General features: G+C 68.0%; 17 protein-coding genes. 11 read left to right on the top strand and 6 right to left on the bottom strand.

Annotated elements, in window-relative coordinates; all coding sequences use genetic code 11:
- Nucleotides 1–88: 88 nt before the first annotated feature.
- Nucleotides 89–913, bottom strand: a complete 825-nt coding sequence (locus C1Y63_RS08345; RefSeq protein ID WP_106016007.1) for an RNA methyltransferase — start codon at nucleotides 911–913, stop codon at nucleotides 89–91.
- The gene (locus C1Y63_RS08340) at nucleotides 910–2,361 is read right to left on the bottom strand and encodes an NCS2 family permease (RefSeq protein ID WP_106016006.1); all 1,452 of its coding nucleotides are present in this window, start codon (nucleotides 2,359–2,361) and stop codon (nucleotides 910–912) included. Before C1Y63_RS08340 ends, C1Y63_RS08345 begins: the two co-directional genes overlap by 4 nt.
- A gap of 107 nt (nucleotides 2,362–2,468) precedes the next feature.
- Between C1Y63_RS08340 and C1Y63_RS08335 the strand changes: the two genes are divergently transcribed.
- Both C1Y63_RS08335 and C1Y63_RS08330 read left to right on the top strand, forming a co-directional pair.
- Entirely contained in the window at nucleotides 2,469–4,166 is a 1,698-nt protein-coding gene (locus tag C1Y63_RS08335) for a chorismate-binding protein (RefSeq protein ID WP_158256124.1), read from the top strand.
- A 60-nt stretch (nucleotides 4,167–4,226) separates the two neighbouring features.
- Entirely contained in the window at nucleotides 4,227–4,913 is a 687-nt protein-coding gene (locus tag C1Y63_RS08330) for an aminotransferase class IV (RefSeq protein ID WP_106016004.1), read from the top strand.
- 85 nt (nucleotides 4,914–4,998) lie between these two features.
- Here C1Y63_RS08330 and C1Y63_RS08325 read toward each other — a convergent pair whose 3' ends face one another.
- Nucleotides 4,999–5,646 carry a DUF3027 domain-containing protein gene (locus C1Y63_RS08325; protein ID WP_106016003.1) on the bottom strand — a complete coding sequence of 216 codons (648 nt, stop codon included), beginning with the start codon at nucleotides 5,644–5,646 and terminating at the stop codon, nucleotides 4,999–5,001.
- A 137-nt stretch (nucleotides 5,647–5,783) separates the two neighbouring features.
- On the opposite strand from C1Y63_RS08325, the gene C1Y63_RS08320 reads away from it, so the two are divergent.
- Together C1Y63_RS08320 and C1Y63_RS08315 are read left to right on the top strand one after the other, a co-directional pair.
- The gene (locus C1Y63_RS08320) at nucleotides 5,784–6,662 is read left to right on the top strand and encodes a glutaminyl-peptide cyclotransferase (protein WP_106016002.1); all 879 of its coding nucleotides are present in this window, start codon (nucleotides 5,784–5,786) and stop codon (nucleotides 6,660–6,662) included.
- Nucleotides 6,663–6,805: 143 nt separating this feature from the next.
- Nucleotides 6,806–7,387, top strand: coding sequence for a DUF2771 domain-containing protein (locus C1Y63_RS08315; protein WP_106016001.1), 582 nt, complete (start codon nucleotides 6,806–6,808; stop codon nucleotides 7,385–7,387).
- A gap of 146 nt (nucleotides 7,388–7,533) precedes the next feature.
- Here the strand turns inward: C1Y63_RS08315 and C1Y63_RS08310 are convergent, their stop codons facing one another.
- Nucleotides 7,534–7,920, bottom strand: a complete 387-nt coding sequence (locus C1Y63_RS08310; protein ID WP_106016000.1) for a cold-shock protein — start codon at nucleotides 7,918–7,920, stop codon at nucleotides 7,534–7,536.
- Between the two features lie 418 nt (nucleotides 7,921–8,338).
- Between C1Y63_RS08310 and C1Y63_RS08305 the strand changes: the two genes are divergently transcribed.
- The 3 genes from C1Y63_RS08305 (at nucleotide 8,339) to C1Y63_RS08295 (ending at nucleotide 11,349) form a co-directional block, all read left to right on the top strand.
- Nucleotides 8,339–8,974, top strand: coding sequence for a resuscitation-promoting factor Rpf1 domain-containing protein (locus C1Y63_RS08305; RefSeq protein WP_106015999.1), 636 nt, complete (start codon nucleotides 8,339–8,341; stop codon nucleotides 8,972–8,974).
- 383 nt (nucleotides 8,975–9,357) lie between these two features.
- Nucleotides 9,358–9,702, top strand: a complete 345-nt coding sequence (locus C1Y63_RS08300; protein ID WP_106015998.1) for a DUF485 domain-containing protein — start codon at nucleotides 9,358–9,360, stop codon at nucleotides 9,700–9,702.
- A 3-nt stretch (nucleotides 9,703–9,705) separates the two neighbouring features.
- Nucleotides 9,706–11,349, top strand: coding sequence for a cation acetate symporter (locus tag C1Y63_RS08295; RefSeq protein WP_106015997.1), 1,644 nt, complete (start codon nucleotides 9,706–9,708; stop codon nucleotides 11,347–11,349).
- 321 nt (nucleotides 11,350–11,670) lie between these two features.
- On the opposite strand, the gene C1Y63_RS08290 is transcribed toward C1Y63_RS08295, so the two are convergent.
- On the bottom strand, nucleotides 11,671–11,862 hold the full coding sequence (locus tag C1Y63_RS08290) for a hypothetical protein (protein WP_106015996.1): 192 nt from the start codon (nucleotides 11,860–11,862) through the stop codon (nucleotides 11,671–11,673).
- Between the two features lie 150 nt (nucleotides 11,863–12,012).
- On the opposite strand from C1Y63_RS08290, the gene C1Y63_RS08285 reads away from it, so the two are divergent.
- The 4 genes from C1Y63_RS08285 (at nucleotide 12,013) to C1Y63_RS08270 (ending at nucleotide 18,169) form a co-directional block, all read left to right on the top strand.
- Nucleotides 12,013–14,520: a helicase-associated domain-containing protein gene (locus tag C1Y63_RS08285; RefSeq protein WP_106015995.1), complete on the top strand. Its 2,508-nt coding sequence runs from the start codon at nucleotides 12,013–12,015 to the stop codon at nucleotides 14,518–14,520.
- Nucleotides 14,521–14,630: 110 nt separating this feature from the next.
- Nucleotides 14,631–16,292, top strand: coding sequence for a DNA repair helicase XPB (locus C1Y63_RS08280; RefSeq protein ID WP_106015994.1), 1,662 nt, complete (start codon nucleotides 14,631–14,633; stop codon nucleotides 16,290–16,292).
- A gap of 56 nt (nucleotides 16,293–16,348) precedes the next feature.
- Nucleotides 16,349–16,975, top strand: coding sequence for a DUF3239 domain-containing protein (locus tag C1Y63_RS08275; RefSeq protein WP_106015993.1), 627 nt, complete (start codon nucleotides 16,349–16,351; stop codon nucleotides 16,973–16,975).
- Nucleotides 16,976–17,908: 933 nt separating this feature from the next.
- Nucleotides 17,909–18,169 carry a response regulator transcription factor gene (locus tag C1Y63_RS08270; RefSeq protein ID WP_106015992.1) on the top strand — a complete coding sequence of 87 codons (261 nt, stop codon included), beginning with the start codon at nucleotides 17,909–17,911 and terminating at the stop codon, nucleotides 18,167–18,169.
- A gap of 719 nt (nucleotides 18,170–18,888) precedes the next feature.
- Here C1Y63_RS08270 and C1Y63_RS08265 read toward each other — a convergent pair.
- Nucleotides 18,889–19,263 (bottom strand): hypothetical protein, encoded by a 375-nt coding sequence (locus C1Y63_RS08265; protein WP_106015991.1) that lies wholly within the window; start codon nucleotides 19,261–19,263, stop codon nucleotides 18,889–18,891.
- Nucleotides 19,264–20,029 lie beyond the last annotated feature (766 nt).

The raw sequence follows: 20,029 nt of genomic DNA, 5'->3' as shown, positions 1-20,029 counted from the left end.
TGTGGCGCGTTTCCTCGACAATCACTTCACCCCCAGGCACCGTGCTGGTGCCTGGGGGTGAGGTGATTTGTGGGGTGTGGAGTGTGCCTCAGGGGCGGATGTGGCGGGCGCGGTCCCGCTCGTAGAAGGCGACCGCGCCGGCGGTGGCCACGTTGAGGGAATCGGTGCCCGGGGCCATCGGGATGCGGGCCCGCACATCGGTGGCGCGCATCGCGTGCTCCGTGAGCCCGGGGCCTTCCGCCCCGAGCAACAAGGCGACTTTGTCGTGGTTGGCCATCGCCTCCGCGAGGTGCACCGCCTGCGGGTCGGGGGTCAGGGAGACCACCGTGAAGCCGCGCTGTTTGAGATCCTCGAGGCTGCGCTGCCAGGTGGTGCGGGTGCCCGGCAGGTGGGCGAACGGCAGGCGCAGCACGTGCCCCATCGACACGCGCACCACCCGCCGGTAGAGGGGGTCGGCGCAGCCGGCGCCGAAGAGGACGGCGTCGACGCCGAGGCCGGCGGCGTTGCGGAAGATGCTGCCAATGTTTTCGTGGTCGCCCACGCCCTCCAGGACGCAGACGGTGCGCGCCGCGGCGAGGACCTCCTCGACAGCCAGTGGGGTGGGCCGGTCGGCTGCCGCGAGCAGGCCCCGGTGCAGATCAAAACCCGCGACTGCGGCCAGGGTCTCCCGGGTGACCTCGTAGACGGGCACACCCGGGTCGCCGTGGGTGGAAAGGTAGGTTTCCAGGCGGGGACCGAAGCCCACGATGGAGCGCACCGGGAACCGGGACTCCACGAGGCGGGGCACCACCAGCAGGCCTTCGGCGATGACGAGGCCTTTGCCGCCCGGCAGATCGGGGCGGCTATCGGAGTGGTTCAAGTCCCGGTAGTCGCCCAGGCGGGGATCCGCCGGGTCGTCGATGCGGATGATCATGCCGACAGGCTCATCAGCGGGTCGATGGCGAAGTACGCCAGGAACAGTGCGGCGATGACCCACAGCAGCCAGTGCACCTGGCGGGCGCGGCCGGCCGCGACCTGCAGCAGCACGTAGGACACGAAGCCGACACCGATGCCGTTGGCAATGGAGTAGGTGAACGGCATGACCACGATGGTGAGGAACGCCGGCAGGGCGATATCGAAACGGGAGAAGTCAATGTCGCGCACCTGGCCCATCATCATCGCGCCGACGACGACAAGCACCGGGGAGGCGGCCTCAATGGGGACGATCTCGTACAGGGGGGTGAGGAACATCGCCGCCAGGAACAGGCAGCCGGTCACCACGTTCGCCAGGCCCGTGCGGGCACCGTCGGCGATACCGGCGGCGGCGTCGATGTACACCGTCGACGAGGACGAGGACGTCGACCCGCCGACGATGGCACCCATGCCCTCCACGACGAGGGCTTTCTTCATCTCGGGCAGGTTGCCCTCCTCATCCACCAGGCCCGCCTGCTTACCCAGGGCCGTCATGGTGCCCATCGCGTCGAAGAAGTTCGCCAACACCAGGGTGAACACCAACAGGGCGGCACTGAGTGCGCCAATGTGCACGAACGCGCCCACCAGGTCCACCTTGCCGACGATCGACAGGTCCGGCAGCCCGCCGAAGCTCTCCGGCAGGGTCGGCACCGCAAAGTTCCAGCCCGTCGGGTTCGGCTGGCCGTCGACGAAGGAGGGGCCGGAGTGGGTGAGCGCTTCGACAATCATGCCGATGATGGTGGTGGCGACGATGCCGATGAACAGCCCGCCGCGGGTGCCACGGGCGACGAGCACACCACAGATCACCAGGCCGCACACGAAGACGAACGTCGGCCACGATGCGATCGAGCCGCCGATACCCAGCTGCACGGGCACCGTCGTGCCCGCCGCATCCGGGACGCGGCGCACGAAACCGGAGTCCACCAAACCAATGAACGCGATGAACAGGCCGATGCCCACACCCATCGCGGACTTCAACTCGGCGGGGATGGCGCGGAACACCGCCACGCGGAAACCACTGACCGCCAACAGCACGATGATGATGCCGTCGATGACGACCAGGCCCATGGCCTCCGGCCAGGTCAACCCCTCCGTGGCGACCAGCGTCACCGCCACCAGGGTGTTAATGCCCAAGCCGGTGGCAATACCGAAGGGATAGCGGGCGATGAGGCCGAAGAGGATCGTCATGACACCGGCGGTCAGTGCCGTGGCGGCCGCGACCTGCGGGATGCCGAGAACGTGACCGGTGCGATCCTCCGTCGTGCCAAGGATGAGGGGATTCAAAATGATGATGTACGCCATCGCGAAGAACGTGACGACGCCGGCACGAACCTCCGTGCCGATCGTGGAACCGCGCTTCGACACCTCGAAGAAACGGTCCAGTGCAGTGGGCGCGGCAGACGCGCTCATAAGCAACTCCTGGGGATGATGAGAAAAACACGCAGGGCTTGCAGTCCAGCCCACGCACAACAATCCCACCCCGCACACTGCAACACCAACTTGTAAACTTCCCCTGCGTGACCCGCATCGTCCTCATCGACAACCACGACTCTTTCACCCACCTGCTGGCCGACCTCGTCGACACCGCCACGGGCTGTACCCCCGAGATCATTGATCGGGACACCCCCGCCCACCTCCTGCCCGCCGCGGACTGCTACGTCATCTCCCCCGGGCCCGGCCACCCCGCAGACGAGCTGCCGGCGGCGCGCGCCGCCCTCGCCAGCGGGCGGCCAGTCGTCGGCGTGTGCCTCGGGCACCAGCTCATTGCCTATGAGGCGGGCGCGGTCGTCGATGTGGCCGCCCACCCCATGCACGGGCAAACCAGCCCGATCACCTACCGGGGGCGCGACTACCAGGTCACCCGCTACCACTCCCTCGCGGTCACCGCACCGCCGGAGCGCAGCTTCGCGGAGCTGGGAGTCGAGATCCTGGGGCGCGCCGCCGACGGCACCATCATGGCGCTGCGGCGCGGCAACCAGGTGGGCCTGCAATTCCACCCCGAATCCTTCGGCACCATCGGCGGCGCGGAGCTGCTTGCCGACGCGATCGTGCTGGCCATGGATCCGCTGGGCTGGGCGCGGGATTACCCGTTCTTCGCGTGGCTCGAATTCGAGGGCACCACCCGCCTGGCGGCCGGCCACGAGCCGGCCACCCTGGCAGACACTGTCGCACCCGCAGGCGGGGAGCACGGGGACCCGCTGCCGGTGGTGGGGGCCATGCAGTACGAGGCGACCGGCTTGGTCGACGGCAGCGAGGACGTCGACGCCGAGCGCACGGCACTGTTCCACGCGGAGCAGTTCCTCACCCTGCCGCTGCTGCTCCCGCGAGCAGACACCGCCCCCGACGGGGGCGGTCAGGCAGTGGGGCCGCGGATGACGCCCCCGCAGCTGGCGTGCACCCGGGAGGAGTACGAGGATGCGGTGCGGCGGGCCCAAGACTTCATCCGCCACGGGCACTCCTACGAACTGTGTCTGACCACCCGGGCCACCTCACAGGTGGTGGGCGAGCTGGACCCGGTGGCCGCCTACCAGGCGCTGCGGGCCCAAACCCCGGCCCCCATGGCGGGCCTGCTCATCACCCCCGAGGTCGTCATCCTGAGCGCCTCCCCGGAACGCTTCGTCGACGCCCACGACGGGGTGCTGCGCGCCCAGCCCATCAAAGGCACCCGCCCCCGGGGTGCAACCCCTGCCGAGGACGCCGCCCTCCGGGAGGAGCTGGCACACAGCACCAAGGACCATGCGGAAAACCTCATGATTGTGGATGTGTTGCGCAACGACCTCCACCGCTCCTGCGCGCAGCACTCCATCACCGTGCCGGAACAGGCCGCTGTGTACAGCTACCCCCGGGTGCACCAAATGGTGTCCACCATCCGCGGGCAGCTCACCTGCCCGCCGGCGGTGGCACTGCTGCGGGCCTTCCCCGGCGGCTCCATGACGGGCGCGCCGAAACAACGCTCCATGGAGATCCTCCACGAGCTCGAGGGGGCACCCCGGGGCTTCTACTCCGGGGTCATGGGCTACGTCGCGGGCAGCGACATGGACGTCAACATGCTCATCCGCACGATCGTCATCGACCGCGCCACCGGGGTCGCCACCTATGGTGCGGGCGGGGCGGTGACCCGGCTATCGGACCCGGCGGAAGAATTCGCCGAAGTGCTCGTGAAAATGCAGCCCTTCATGGTGTTTTGCGGCGCGCGTGGCACACTAGACGGGTAAGCATTTCTCCCCCGCCGCGTGTGCCGGCGGCGACCATGGATATCAAGGAGCCACGCTGCCGTGAAAGTGACCTCGTTCCGCATGATCGATGGGCATGTCCGGAACTTTCAGGCCCACCTCGACCGGCTGCGCTCCTACCAGCCCATGAGTGCCGCGCAGGAAGAACACCTGCGCGCCAGCCTGCGCCCCACGGGCACCTACAACGTGAAAATCACCTGCGCCTCCGGGGCCTTCGAGGTCACCCACCGGCCCGACCGGCCCGTGAAAGACACCATCACCCTGTGGCGGCACCCCCAGCGCGATGAGCGCACCCACCCCACGGTCAAAGGCCCCGACCTGTACTGGCTGGGGCGGCTGAAAAACACCGTGCAGGCCCACGGGGCCGACGAGGCCCTCCTCGTCGACGATGCCGGCCGGGTCATCGAGTGCATCTACGCCTCCGTGCTGGCGATTGAGGACCACACCATCCACGTCAGCGACCACCCCCGGGCACTCGTCGGCACCACCCGGCCCGTGGTGCTCGACTACCTCACCGGCCACTTCACCCTGCAGGTGCAATCTCACCCAGAGGGCCTCCCCCTGGAGTTGGTGCGCCGCAGCGAACTGCTCCTCACCAATGCCTTCCACGGCGCGCAGCACGTCACCCGGCGGATGGAGTACGGCACCACCTTCGCCAGCCCCACCACCCTCAACGTCGCCGCCATTAACCGTTACCTGTGGCGGCACGCCGACCCCGTGCACAGCTAGCGCCGGCGGGCCGCGCCACGAGCCTCACGGCAGCGTGCCCCGCCCGCGCGGCACCCCTACCAGGGGCGTGACGGGAGACAAGCGCCTAGAACTGCTCGTCGTCGAAGGGCTGAATCGTCGTCGCCTTCTCCTTCGCAGGCGTCAACGTGTGAGCCCCACAGCCGTTGCGCTCATGCACGACGTGCCCGTCGGCCGCGATCTCGTTGGCGCAGATGCCGAACTCGTCCAGCTTGCCCTCGAGCTCAATGTAGAAGCCACAGGTCCCGCAGGGGTGGGCGGCGTGGCGGGCGAAGACAGACTGGGGGCCGAACTTGCCGGACCGCCAGCGTTCCCGGGCGTCCTTCCACCCGCGGGGGCTGAGCAGCATCTGCCCGCCCACATCCTCCAGGTGGGGATCGTCGGCGCGGGGCGGCAGCAGCATCTCCGGGGTGAGATCCCCCTTGCGCAGGCGCTCCTCGTAGGGCACCCACTCGGGCGCTTTCAGCGCCTCCTGCCCCGGCATGAGGGCCACCTCGTTGACGGTGACATGATCGCTGCCCGGCGCGCAGGCCAACACCACGTGCCACTCCCACCCGGCGTAGCCGGGCTCGTGGGCCTCGAAGCGTAGGGTGGCGGCGTCGCGGCCGTGCGCTTGGGTGCCGAGATGGCGGCCGACCTGGCCGACGTCCTCCAGCGCGGAGCGCGCCACGTCGAGGGCAGCTGGGCTAAAGAAGGGTCCGTTTCGTCTGGGCACTCTGACATTATGCCCGCCCGTGGTGCAGGATGGAACGTAAACCCCCCGTCAGTGATCGTCACGGCCTTACTCCCCCGCGCCGCGCGCACCCCGTGGCCTGCCTGATGCCCCGACGCGTGTGGAAGGAACCGAACCCCATGCACCGAACCTGCGCCCCCGTGCGCCCCGCAGCACCGCAGCCCCAGCCGCGCCGACGGCGGCGCGCCCGCTGGTCGCTGCAGCGGCGCACGGTCGGCGCTGTGTGCGCGGCGGGGCTGGTGCTGGTGGGCTGTGCGGAGGCGCCGTCGGTGGATCCTCATGCCGCGCCAGAACAGCTCACCGCCACGATCGTGGCCACCCACCCCTTCGATCGGACGTCGTTTACCCAAGGGCTGGAACTCGACGAGGACACGCTGTGGGTTTCCACGGGGTGGTGGGGCGAGTCGGAGGTCTACCGCACCAGCATCGACGGCCACGACCGCACCCCTGGGGTCAAGCTCCCCGCGGAGCAATTCGGGGAAGGCATGACCGTCGTCGGCGATCACCTGTGGCAGCTCACGTGGAAAGCGGGCACCGCCTACCGGCGGGCCACCGACACCCTGGAGGTCGTGGACACCGCCACCTACCCGGGTCAGGGCTGGGGGCTGTGCCACACCGACCGCGCCCTGGTCATGTCCGACGGCACTGCGGAGCTGCGGCTGCTTGACCCGGAGAGTTTTGAGGAACGCTCCCGCGTCACCGTGCGCGCCCAGGGCACCCCGGTCGACCAGCTCAACGAACTGGACTGCAGAGAAGAACACGGCCGCTGGGTGGTGTACGCCAACGTGTGGAAGAGCACCGACATCGTCCGCATCGATCTCGACACAGGTGTGGTGACAGCGGTGGTGGACGCCTCCGGCCTGCCGAACCGGGCGGCGGTGGACTCCAACAACGTGCTCAACGGCATTGCGCACATCGCCGGCAGTGATCGTTTCCTGCTGACCGGGAAACGCTGGCCGGACCTCTACGAGGTGGAGTTCACACCCCGCCACGACTAACACGCCACTGCTTCACGCCCCACTGCCCCGTCCCCGCCCCTCAAGCAAGCCCGCGGGGAGAAGCAGTCGGGCGGGGGTGCGTGCCGCGGGTGGGTGTGCCCCGGGGCGCGGGTCACACGTGCGGGGCCTTATGCTTAACACTTATGGCAGCCCGCAAGAATCTCACCCAGTTCCTGGTCCTCGTCGCCGCCGTCGTCGTGGTGGTGACTGTCTCCGTCGTGTTCCAGAACTGGTGGAACACCCGCCCCGGCCCGGAGCCCACCGACGTCACCATCACCGCCCGCAGCGACGTCGACGAGATCACCGCCGGCCCCTACATCGCCTGTGAGATCGGTACGACCTGCGAGGAATCTGACGTCCCGAAGCTTGCCGTGCCGAAGGACGGGGTGCTGACCCTGGAGCTGCCGAAGGAGGTCTACGACCACGATTGGGCGTTGCTCAAGGTCTACGACGAGCCGGACGCCAGCGGGGAGGAGTACTTCACCTCCCCCGACACCAAGACCGTTCAGGTGCCGCTGGAAGCTGAGCCGGCCGCCGACGGGCACACCCCGCGCCTGGTGCTCGTGGAGATCTCCAGCCTGCTGGTCGGCCACACGGCTGACGGGGAGGAAGCTCCCTTCGAGGTGGTGTGGTCCATCGCCACCGATGATCCTTTCGCCACCGCCACCTCCCGCCCGGATGAGGACTCGGCGGCGACGAGCGCCCCGGCGACCGCGACGCAGTAAAAGAGCAACGCGGCGACGCGCATGCCCGCGCGCCACACAAGCAACGACGACCCCGCACCGGTGAGGTTCATCCGGTGCGGGGTCGTCGTCTGTCAGCGCCCGCGCAGGCGCGGGTTGGCACGGGATCGCTGCGGTGCTGGCAGGGGTTAGGCGTCGAGTTCCTTGGCGACGGCGCGCAGGATCTCGGCGACCTGGCGGCCGGTCTTCCGGTCGACGCGGTGGCCTTTCTGCAGGTCCGGCTGGATGGTGGTCTCCAGCATGGTGACCAGGTCGGAGATCATCGAGGACAGCTGCTCAGAGGTGTACTTCGACATCGAGCGCCGGCGGGGTGCCTCGTCGAGCACCACGACGCGCAGGGCCTGGGGGCCGCGGCGGCCGTCGGCCACATCGAACTCGATGCGCTGGCCGGGGTAGAGCTCGTCCACACCGTCGGGCAGGACGGCCTTGCCGACGAAGGCGTCCTCGGCCCCCGGGTTGGCGACGAAGCCGAAGCCCCGGTCGGCGTCGTACCATTTCACTTTTCCAATGGGCATCCCGGACGGTGTCCTTTCTGTCTCGTGTGCCGGCGCGCACGGCGCGCAGGCGGGGTGTGTCTGGGGTGGGCGCGGGCGGGCTGGCCCGCGCGCATAAGGGGTGAAGTATACACAGCCGGGATCGGGGCATCGAAACGGCTACGCCCCCGTTCAGGGGGAAGGTCTGACAAGCAGATGCGGCGCCACGCCAGGTGTGTGAGTGAGATCACGAGAGGAATTGTGGCCGAATTTTATGGGCGTGACCTGCACGAACTGTGCAACCGTTATAAAACTGTTACTTTTTCGCGCCCTCAGCGTGACACTGCCACAGCTGGGCGCTACTGTGGGTGAGCAGCAGGCCAGATATGGCCGACATTCATTTCTGACGTCTCTGTGCCGCCCAGGCGGCCCGAACACACTCGAGAAGGACCCCCTCCATATGGCACGTCACGCCGCACCCCGCCACAACACTCTGGCAAAGATCGCCGCCGGCACCCTCGCCATGGGCGCATCTGCAACCCTGTTCGCCCCGACCGCCTCCGCGGCACCGGATTCCGACTGGGATCGTCTCGCCCAGTGTGAGGCCGGCGGCAACTGGTCCATCAACACCGGCAACGGCTTCCACGGCGGCCTGCAGTTCTCCCCGAGCACCTGGCGCGCCTTCGGCGGTGCCCAGTTCGCCCCCTATGCCCACCAGGCCACTCGTGAGCAGCAGATCGTCATCGCTGAGAAGGTTCTGGCTGGCCAGGGCTGGGGCGCATGGCCGGCCTGCTCCCGCCGCCTGGGCCTGAACTCCGCTCCGACGCAGCGCACCGCGCCCGCCGCCAGCTCCGCACCGGTCGTGAGCTCCACCCCGGCACCGGCACAGCAGGAGGCTCCGGCCCCGGCCGCCACCACCTCCTCTGAGAACCTCACCGCCGTCGACGAGCTCTTCAACGCCCTGAAGAAGGAGTTCGCTGCCCGCAACCTCGTCATGCCGCAGTTCATCGTCGACCACTACACCGCTCACCGCGACGAGTTCAATGCTTTCTACGCTGCGAACCGCGGCACCATCGACGGCCTCCTCGGCCGCTAAGGCTACCCCCGAAAGGGGTTACCCCCACTTCGACCGCTCCACCCTTCTTGGGTGGGGCGGTTTTTGCATGCCCGCCCCATGTGGGCTGCAGCTTTGTCATCTTCGCAAGGTTGCGAATCTCCGCCACACTCGCACGCTTTGCAAAACTTCACTGGTCAGACAACGGAAATTTTTCGGCGAAAGCTGGGACATTCGCAAAGTTTTCATATGTAATGACTCACATCGCAGGACGCGAGGTGACGCGCACCGCTCACACGGCGGTGGTGGCACCACACGCACCACAGACGCTTTCGTTTTCTCTTCGACCTTCTCTTGTGAAACGAGGTGCGTGGGCCGCCTGCGACGAACCCCTTACCCCCTATGTCAACCAGAGGAAGGTCACCATGACTAGTCCCGCCCCCACTCCCCACGTGCCAACCCCGGAGGAGTTCCTCGCCACGAGCGAGACGCAGGAGTTCCAGCAGCTGCGCCGCACCTTCCGCGGCTTCGCTTTCCCCGTCACCGTCGCCTTCCTGGCCTGGTACATCTTCTACATCGTCACCGCCACCTTCGCGGTCGACTTCGTCTCCCGCCCCGTCTACGGGGCCATCAACCTGGGCATGGTCCTGGGCCTCGCCCAGTTCGCCACCGCCGGCATCATCACCTGGGCGTACGTCCGCTTCGCGGACAACACCCTCGACCCGGCGACCGCCGCGATCCGCAACCGCATGGAACACCTGGAGGACTAGGACATGTACACCCCCGCAGTGACCAGCCTGCTCGCGCAGGAATCCACCATCGAAACCGGTAACCCCTGGGTCAACATTGCCGTCTTCGTGCTGTTCATCGTCGGCACCATGACCGTGGTGGTCAAAGCGACCCGCAAAACCAGCCAAAAAGGCTCCGACTTCTACACCGGCGGCGCCTCGTTCTCCGGGTGGCAAAACGGCCTGGCGATCTCCGGCGACTACCTGTCCGCCGCCGCATTCCTCGGCGTGACGGGCGCGATCGCCGTCTACGGCTACGACGGCTTCCTCTACTCCGTCGGCTTCCTCATCGCCCTCCTCGTCGCCCTCGTCCTCGTCGCCGAACCGCTGCGTAACACCGGCAAGTTCACCATGGCCGACGTGCTCAGCTTCCGACTCAAGCAGAAGCCCGTCCGCATGGCGGCCGCCCTGTCGACGCTGTGCATCTCGCTGTTCTACCTCATCGCGCAGATGGCGGGCGCGGGCGGCTTGGTCGCCCTGCTGCTCGGGATTTCCGGCGGCACCGCCCAGGCCGGCGTCGTCGCCATCGTCGGCGTGCTCATGATCGTCTACGTCCTCGTCGGCGGCATGAAGGGCACCACCTACGTGCAGATGATCAAGGCCGTGCTCCTCGTCGGCGGCTCCATCATCATCACCGTGCTGACCTTCTGGACCATCAAGGGCGGCTTCAACGAGCTGCTGCAGTCCGCCCAGGACTTCCGCAACGGCGTCGACGGCGCCGACGTCCTCGGCCCCGGCCTCAAGTACGGCGCGACCACCCTGACCAAGCTCGACTTCGTCTCCCTCGGCATCGCCCTCGTCTTCGGCACCTCCGGCCTGCCGCACGTGCTCATGCGCTTCTACACGGTGCCCACCGCGAAGGAAGCCCGCCGCTCCGTGACGTGGACCATCGCGATCGTCGCCCTGTTCTTCCTCCTCACCGTCATCATGGGCTACGGTGCCGCCGCCCTCGTCGGCCCCGAAACCATCAAGGCCGCCCCCGGTGGCGTGAACTCCGCCGTGCTGCTGCTGTCCAGCGTCGTCGGCACCCCGCTGTTCATGTCCGTCATCTCCGCCATCGCGTTCGCCACCATCCTCGCCGTCGTCGCAGGCCTGGCGATCACCGCCTCCGCCTCCGTCGCCCACGACATCTACAACAGCATCATCCGTAACGGTGAGGCCACCGAAGAGGAGCAGGTGCGGGTCTCCCGCATCACCGTCGTCGTCATCGGCGTGCTCGCCATCGTCCTCGGCATCGGCGCCATCGGCCAGAACATCGCCTTCCTCGTCGCCCTGGCGTTCGGCATCGCCGCCGCCGCCAACCTGCCGACCATCCTGTACTCCCTGTACTGGAAGCGCTTCAACACCACGGGCGCACTGTTCTCCATCTACGGCGGCCTCATCACTTCCGTGGTGCTCATCATCTTCTCCCCCGCCGTCTCCGGCACCCCCGCCAGCTTCCTCGGCGACAGCATCGACATCGCCTGGTTCCCGCTGACCAACCCCTCCATCATCGCGGTGCCCACCGGCTTCCTCATGGGCATCATCGGCACCCTCATCGGCAAGCCCGACAACCTGCCGCTGAAGGCCGCAGAGATGGAAGTCCGCTCGCTCACCGGCGTCGGCGTCGAAAAGGCCGTCAGCCACTAACCCCCACCCCAGCGGCCCCACACCCCCGGGGCCGCTGCCCACAGACCCCCACACCCCACCCGTCGCGAGCAGCGCCACGGGTGGGGTGTCGGCGTTATTCGAGGCGACACACGCGCACAGGTGCACAGGTGCACAGGCGCGGGGCGCCCCTGAGACACGCAGGTGTGCAGATGCCCCCTGGGGATGAAAAAACCACCGCGAGGACGCGGTGGTAGAGAACAAGCCCCGGCGCGCCGGCACACGCGGGGTGTGCGTGGGGTCGCGCGGGGTCACGCATGCCGAAGCCTCCCCGCGCGGGGTGCGCGGGGAGGAGGCAGTGCGTTACTTGTTGACGCGAGTGTAGGGGTGGACGTACCCCAGCTTCTCGGCGGGGACGGGGAACACCATCTCGTCACCGTAGGGGCTGGAACCGCCCGCAATCTTCGAGATCAGCTCGGTGACGGCGTGGCCGCCACCGGGAACCTCAGAGGGCCAACCCGGGTCAACATAGGACTTCTTCTCAACGTTAGACATGTGCCCATTGTTTCAGACGCGCGCGGTTCATGTCACCTCTTTCTTTCCCACCCGGGTGCCCCCACCACGGGCAGCCCTCAAGGGCACTGCTGCACACCTTCGCCACGCGCGGGTCTGCGGGGCAGGTGCGGCATTACACTGTGGCTCATCATGACTGATTTCTCCCACGAGCAGCTGGCCGAATATCTCACCGAACACCTGCGCAGCATGGATGAACACGACCTCGCGCGGATGTTGGCGCAACGCGCGGACGTGCTGCGGCCCCGGCCCGCCTCCCTGGAGATGTTGGCCACCCGGCTCACCGTCGGCTACGTGCCGCGCGCCGCCTACGACAACGTCAGCGCCACCGCACTCCTCGTGTTGGCGGCGCTCGAAGAACTCCTCCTCGTGCGCACCCCGCACGCCCCCGTGACGGCGGTGGAGGCGCACGCGCTCATCAGGGAGCGTTTCAGCGCCGCGACGGGACCGGTGGACCCGGTCGTCGACCGCCTGCCCACCGAGGACGAGGTCACAGAGGCGGTGGAGGAGCTCGCCGGGCAGGGCCTCGTGTTTGATCTGGGGCCCCGCGGCCTCATGACGGCCACACCCCAGCCGCGGCTGCCGCGCCTGTGGAACCTGCTTCCCGACCCCGGCTGCGCCGCCACCGCCGCCGCGGCGGCCGCCCTCGTCGAGGAACTGCCGGAGACCTGCCAGCGGGTCGTCACTCGCCTCGCGGAGGGGCCCGGGGTGGGCACCAGTCTGGATGCTGCCGCCGACGCCGACCCGGAGCTGCCGATCCCCCGGCTCATCGCCGCCGGCATCCTCACCAGTGATGGGGTGCGCACCGTCGAGCTCGTACCGGCGGCGTTCCGGCAGGCGCTGCACCCGCGCCTGGCGCCCATCCCCTTGGCGCCGCTGCCGGCGGTGCCGCTGGCCGCGCAGGCGGAGGCCGATGCCCGCGCCGCGGGCGCCGCCGCGGAGGCCACCCGCCTGGCGCTGGACCTGGTGCGGCACCTGGACCGCAGCCCGCTGCGACTGCTCAAGGGCGATGTCATTGGGGTGCGGCCGGCGGCCGCCCTGGCCAAGCAGCTCGGCATCACGGTGCCGCAGCTGGGTCTGCTCGTCGCCGTCCTGGAGGCCGCCGGCATGCTCGCCGCGGGGGAGCCCGAACCCCACCCGGAGGGCGCGGACCTTCCCGCCTCCCGGGTGCAGGTGCCGGACTATCTGGCCCCCACCCCGCAAGCCACCGAGGAGTTCCTCTCCCTGTCGCTCGCGGAGGCGTGGCTCACCCTCGTCGGGGCGTGGCTGTCGACGCCCTACCAGGCCAGTGCCTACGTCGCCTCGGAGCACGGGCCGGCGTTGCGGCTGCGGGACATCCCCGATCATGCGGAGGAGTTCATCGACACCAAGCGGCAGTTCCTCGCCGCCGTGGCCACAGTCCCCGCAGGCCACGGGTATGAGGACATGGGTCTGGCGCTGCGCCACGCCCGGCCCCGCCGGGCGCTGCTCACAGGCGGCGGGCAGGACCCGGCGCGCGGGGAGGCCGTGGAGGACTTCCTCAGCGATGCCACCTTCCTCGGGTTGCTCACCGGCGGGCAGCCGGTGAGCCTGTGCCGCACCATCGCCGAGCTGCTGCCCGAGCACCCCGACTTCGGGGCCCCGCAACTGCTCGGCTCCGCCGAGGCCGTCGCGGCCGCCCAGGAATTGTTCCCGCCGGCGGCGACGATGCTCATCCCCCAGGGAGATATGACGCTGCTGGCCCCCGGCCCCCTGGAACCCACGGTGTACGAGTTCATCAGCACCATCGCCGAGCTGGAGTCCCCGGGGGTGGCCACCACCTGGAGGATCACCGACACCAGCCTCAAGCGTGCGATGTCCGCCGGGCAGACCCCGGAGACCATCCTCGCCACCCTGGAGCGCAGCATCGTAGGCGAAGTACCGCAGGCGATGCGGTACCTCATCGCCGACATTGGCCGCACCCACGGAGTACTGCGGGCCGGCATGGCCTCCAGCTACATCCGCACCAACGACGAGGCACTCCTCGCGGAAGCCGTCGCCTCGCCTGCGGGCCGGGCGGCGGGCCTGCGGCTCATCGCGCCGACCGTGGCGGTGAGCTGGAAACCCTTGGCCGCAGTCATCCAGGCGCTCCAGGAGGGCGGCTACCAGCCGGCGGCGGAGAACGATCTCGGCCACACCATCCAGATCACCAGCACCACCCACCGAGTGGAGCGCACCACCGCGCCCGCCGGCAGCAGCTCCCGCCACGCTGCAGCCAGCACGTGGGACGAGGCGGCTGCGGCCCCGCGGCGGACAGGCCCGGTGCACATCCCCTACGTGGAGGACACCTCCGTGTTTTTGCCCGCAGCCTACGTGCCCCGCACGCCCTCCCCGGCGAAAGTCCGCGACATCATCGCCACGCTGCGCGCCGCCGACACCAGTGAGGAGGATGCGCCCCAAAGCCCCCAGGACATTGTGGACCTGCTCGCCACGGCGGCGCGGCGCCGCAGCACCGTCACCCTGTCGTACGTCACCCGGGAGGGCGTGCCGCAGCACAGCATCGTCCAGCCTTTGCACGTCAACCACGGCACCCTCGACGCGGTGCAGACCAGCACCGGCCAGGTCACCCGCTTCGCGGTGCACCGACTCACCCACGTACGCCCCACCGGTGACGGCGACTAAGGCCGGCAGTACTGCGGCTGCAGGCTGCGGGGTGGGCTGTGGTGGTGTAGTTTGTGGGGTCTTATAGGACGCTTGACGTCACCCCCACCTTGTCGAGGAGAACAGCCGACGTGACACAAGGAGCCGCACCCACCCCGGGGCCGCTGATTGTTCAATCCGACCGCACGGTCCTGCTGGAGGTCGACCACCCGCTGGCGCAGGAGGCGCGGATCGCGCTCGCCCCCTTCGCGGAGCTGCAGCGCGCCCCGGAGCACGTGCACACCTACCTCATGACGCCCCTGGCGCTGTGGAATGCGCGCGCCGCCGGCTTCGACGCCGAACAGCTCGTCGACATGCTGGAACGCTACTCCCGCTTCCCCGCCCCGCAGTCCCTGCTCATCGACCTGGTGGAAACGATGAGCCGCTACGGCCGGGTGCAGTTGACGAAGCACCCCGCCCACGGGCTGGTGCTCAGCAGCGAAGAACCCGCCATCCTCGTCGAGATCGCCGGCAATAAAAGAATCGCGCCGATGCTGGGGGCCCGCATCGACGAGCACACCCTCGCCGTGCACCCCAGTGAGCGGGGCCGCCTCAAGCAGGAACTGCTGCGCGCCGGCTGGCCCGCCGAGGACACCGCCGGCTACGTCGACGGCGAAGCCCACCCCATCAGCCTCGTGCAGGACGGCTGGGAACTGCGCGACTACCAGGCGCAGGCGGCCGACGCGTTCACCGCCGGCGGCAGCGGCGTGGTGGTGCTGCCCTGCGGGGCGGGCAAAACACTCGTCGGCGCGGCCGCGATGGCGGCGGCGCAAACCACCACCCTCATCCTCGTCACCAACACGGTGGCGGGCAGGCAGTGGCGCGACGAACTGCTGGCGCGTACCACCCTCACCGCGGACGAGGTTGGTGAATACTCCGGTGAGAAGAAAGAAATCCGCCCCATCACCATCGCCACCTACCAGGTCATTACCCGCAAGACGAAGGGCGAATACGCCCACCTGGGCCTGTTTGATTCCCGCGACTGGGGGCTCATCATCTACGACGAGGTGCACCTGCTGCCCGCCCCGGTGTTCCGCATGACCAGCCACCTGCAGTCCCGCCGCCGGCTGGGGCTGACTGCCACCCTGGTGCGGGAAGACAACCTCGAAGACGACGTGTTCACCCTCATCGGGCCGAAACGCTTCGAAGCGCCCTGGAAAGACATCGAAGCCCACGGGTTCATCGCCACCGCCGACTGTGTGGAGGTGCGCTGCACCATGACCGCCGACGAGCGGATGGCCTACGCGCAGGCTACCGCCCGGGAGAAATACCGGCTGGCGGCCTGCGCGGAGGCCAAATACGCCGTCGCCGAGAAACTCTGCGCCCGCCATGCTGACAAACCCACCCTCATCATCGGCGCCTACATCGAGCAGCTGCACGACATCGCCGCCCGCCTCGACGCACCCCTGGTCGAGGGGTCCACGTCGACGGCGCGGCGGGAGGCACTATTCGAGCAATTCCGCCGCGGGGAGATCACCTGCCTCGTGGTGTCCAAGGTCGCGAACTTCAGCATCGATCTCCCGGAGGCTTCCGTCGCGATCCAAATCTCCGGCACCTTCGGCTCCCGGCAGGAGGAAGCCCAGCGGCTCGGCCGGCTGCTGCGGCCCAAGCGGGACGGCGGGCAGGCCCACTTCTACTCGGTGGTCACCCGGGATAGTGTGGATGCGGACTACGCCGCCCACCGGCAGCGCTTCCTCGCCGAACAGGGCTACGCCTACCGCATCGTCGACGCCGGCGACCTCGACCGCGACTAAGCGCTTCTGCCCGCCCGCCGGGCGAGTCACCACGACACAGAAGTAAGGATCCCGCCATGCACATCCCCGTCGATGCCGGCTACAACGCCGCCCACAACGAGCTCTACCGCGACGCCAAACGACTCGTGGTCTCCGCCATCGTCATGGCCATTCTCTTGAGTCTCGGTGCTGCGGGCGCGGCGTACACCACCAGCGGCACGCCCGGCACCATGTTGGCCGTGCTCTGCGGGCTCGGGGCGGTGTTCTGCCTCGCGGTCATCCCGATGATCCGACGCTCGGTCGGCGATGCGGAGCACAACTACAACTCCAACCCGCTCGTGCCGGCGATCGTCGCGAAAGTTACCCCCCGCGACGGGGTGCTGCTCGCACTGGTGAACACCACCATGGACCCGGATGCGGAACCCCAGTGGGCGCTCGCATGCCGCACGGTCACCCGCATCAACGGGGCCACCCCGAAGCTGGGCACCCGGGTGCCGTCCGTGGCGATGCGGGGCCGCACCCGCAGCCACGACACCCACTACACGCAGATCTCCCCGATGCCGGTCGACTGGGCAACGCCCGACAAGGCCATCGTCACCCAGGCCACCAAGGCGATCCCCCATTCCGAGTGGACCCGCCTGGAAGGCATGCGCGACCGCATCGACGAGGTCATGGCCACCCCGAATAATCTGCTGCCGCTCTAGCAGCCCGCGATACTGTCACGGCCCGGACAACCCATCCCCCGGTGGGTATCCGGGCCGTTTCATATTTCCCGGGCACACACCCCGAGCGCGGCGCGTGAGCCAGAAAAAGCACACCCCCTTCATGAGAGATACCTCACAAACGGCGTAATCCGTGCGGGGTAGGGAGGTGGTCAACACATGAGCACATCGCAGCCCAGCCAAGGCAACCCTGGCACGCGTCAACAAAACACACACCACCCCACATCGCCCACCACCCCCGCCCCGGCGGCAGGGCACCCCCAGCGCCCAAGATGGACCCGCCGCCTTGCGCGAGCCGCACGCAAGAAAAACCTCCCTCGAACAATGTACAGGGAAGAATTGAGCCGACGAGACTCAATTGAAAATTACAAGAAACGGCAGTATATATGCGAAAAATGCTGAGAAAACCACAGGGGCCAGCCGCGACAGAGGGCGCGCGCCACACTCCCCAGTGATGCCCGAACCGCAGGCCCTCAGGGCAGAAAAACCAACCCCATCAGCACACGTGCAGCAACAATCCGGGGCCTGCGCGAGTCACCCGCACAGGCGGAAACAACGCCCAACTGGCGCCCGGGGGCACTCATCTGACAACAGCCCCACCACACCCCCGACACCGTAGCCAGACACCCTAACGGGTGGGCCACGCGGGGGTAGCGACTTTTCGCCGGGGGCTTTAACACCCCGCGAATCTCTACTAGCCTAGAGCTGAAAGGTTTAGTGCCAAAACCTCGAAGCTGTCCGGCACACGCGCCTACGACAACGCACTCCCATACAACCGAACCGCAGTCCGCACCCCCACACAGTGCGCCCCCCGCCGTTCGGTTCGTACGCCGGGTGCGGTTTGTGCTGTAGGGGCCGACCGGACCGAAGATCTATGTACCGCCGCATGCATGCGCTCCCCCTCAGGAGAAACAGATGTCGCTCACGTTCCAAAAACCAAAAGACGAACAGCGCCCGCAGCTGACCCCCCGCGAACGCGAAGTTCTTCTCACCTGGCTGGAGAACCCCTCCAAAGCGGCGACAGCTGAGATCCTCGGCGTAGCTGAAGACACCGTGCGCAGCCACATCTCGCACATCCGCCACAAGTACGCGGCCCTCGACCGCCCGGCCCGCTCCAAGGCAGAGCTTCTGATCCGCGCCATCGAGGACGGCATCATCAAGGCCCAGGCCGAGTAACCCAGACGAGAACACCACAGCCTCCTCCCCGCGCGCACCTCAAGCCCCGCCGCCCGCACACATCGGGCAGCCACCGGCAGGGTCGCTCAAGCAGGCAGGCTGTTTTTCTTCCGCCCGCGCGCGTCCATGCCAGTCACCGCAGGCGAAGACGGCACACCCGTTCTCTTCTCCCCCACTCTCCACGACGCCCCGAGTAGCACCCACAGGTGCCGCCCGGGGCGTTCGCATGCCTGAACGACCGTGCAGACACGGCCCGACACCCGCGACACGCTACGTGCGGACGACACCGCCCCAGAGCGCAGCGTCAGGCCACACAGGGAGTGCAGTTGGGCCCGGCTCGTGGAGCGCACGCCACAGACGCGCCAAACAAGCCCCCACAGCGCCAAAGCGACCGGGTGCGCCCAGAGGCCCACGCGCCCCACACCACGGCCACACCCCAGCCTGGGCGCGCCAACAGGAGACCAACGGGGCCCCCAGCGCACACAGCCTCACGCCCAAGGTTGTGGGGAGCTTCTGCCCACCGGCGCGCACCGCCATCGCGCACAACGGGGGCCAATGCCCATGGCTGCGGCCCGCTGACACGAGCACACACAGCTGTGGCCCCTTCACCCCGCCGTGGGAGTGAAGGGGCCACACAAGCAACGCACGGCAGCACACGGACACCACGTGAGCGACAGCGACGCCACCGGCGAGCCACAGTGCCTACGGGTTGCTGGGGGTTAGCTCGACAGCGCGCTGCTGAAGGCGGTGTTCGTGCCCGGGTTGATCAGCGCGTTGATGGGCAGCACCACAAGGCGCAGCAGCATCGCGCCCGCGTAGGTGAGCCACGAGATATCACCGGTCGGGCAGGGCGGCTTCGGTGCGTCAGCGGTGACTGCGTCACCGGGCTGCGGTGCTACGCAGGTGTCCTTCTTCGAATCCCACACGCCGTAGTGGGTGATGGTCTCCAGGGAGTCGGAGGAGCCCGCCAGGGGCTGGGTGTACAGGTCACCACTGGAGGCGGATTCAGCGGCGTGTGCCGGCAGAGCCGGGGACAGCGCCAGCGTGAGAGCGAGTGCGCCTGCTACAGCAGTAGCGCGGGTCATCTTCTTCATGATTGTTTCCTTCGATGTATGGATAATGACGCCGTGAGCTCACAGCCCAGTGATTGATTGAGGCGCTGGGCCCACGGGGAGCGCTCGTCGATAGAAGTGCTCAGCGACGACGTGATAGGGGCCGTGCAACCATCCGGCGAACCGATGCCTGCGAAAGAGCGTCGCGCCCCTCGTGCGAGTCGGAGCTCCCCTTGAGGCCTCCAGATAGCAGCCACCGTAGAACAGCCAAACACAGCGATCTGAGACAGCTGCATGGCAATGCCATGGGCGAAAGCCACGACACTCAAGAGAGCGATCGCGGAGCGCTCACAGCGAGGCGCGCGCCTTGCTTGGAGATGAGCGCGTACCAGTGCACGCGCTATCGCAGTGGCGGTTTCGACGACCACAACACGGTCGCACAGGCCGCATACCTGCCACCCACTTGGGGCCGCATGCCGGCGGCTGAGTTGACGAGCATGCGCCAAGCGACGCCACCGGCGTGCCTGAAATATTGTCTTTTGCGGATCGGCCGCCCCAACCACCCCGGCGGTGAACCCCATAGCGATCACCGGTAGAGCCCCACGTGCTCCACCGACCGCCTCCCCGGGGGCAGGCCCGCAACGAAAACTAGCAACCCCCAAAACCCCCTGTAAACGCAACAAAGCCCCGAAAACCAGAGTTACTGGTTTTCGGGGCCTTGAAGCAATATTTTATGAAGATATAATGTCGGCAGTGACCTACTCTCCCACACACTCCCGTGTGCAGTACCATCGGCGCAGGTGGGCTT

Source organism: Corynebacterium sp. 13CS0277, from assembly GCF_002994655.1.
In the GTDB taxonomy this organism is placed as follows: Bacteria; Actinomycetota; Actinomycetes; order Mycobacteriales; family Mycobacteriaceae; genus Corynebacterium.
Note: the sequence above shows the minus strand (reverse complement) of the source record. Positions and strands in the feature narration are given on the sequence as shown.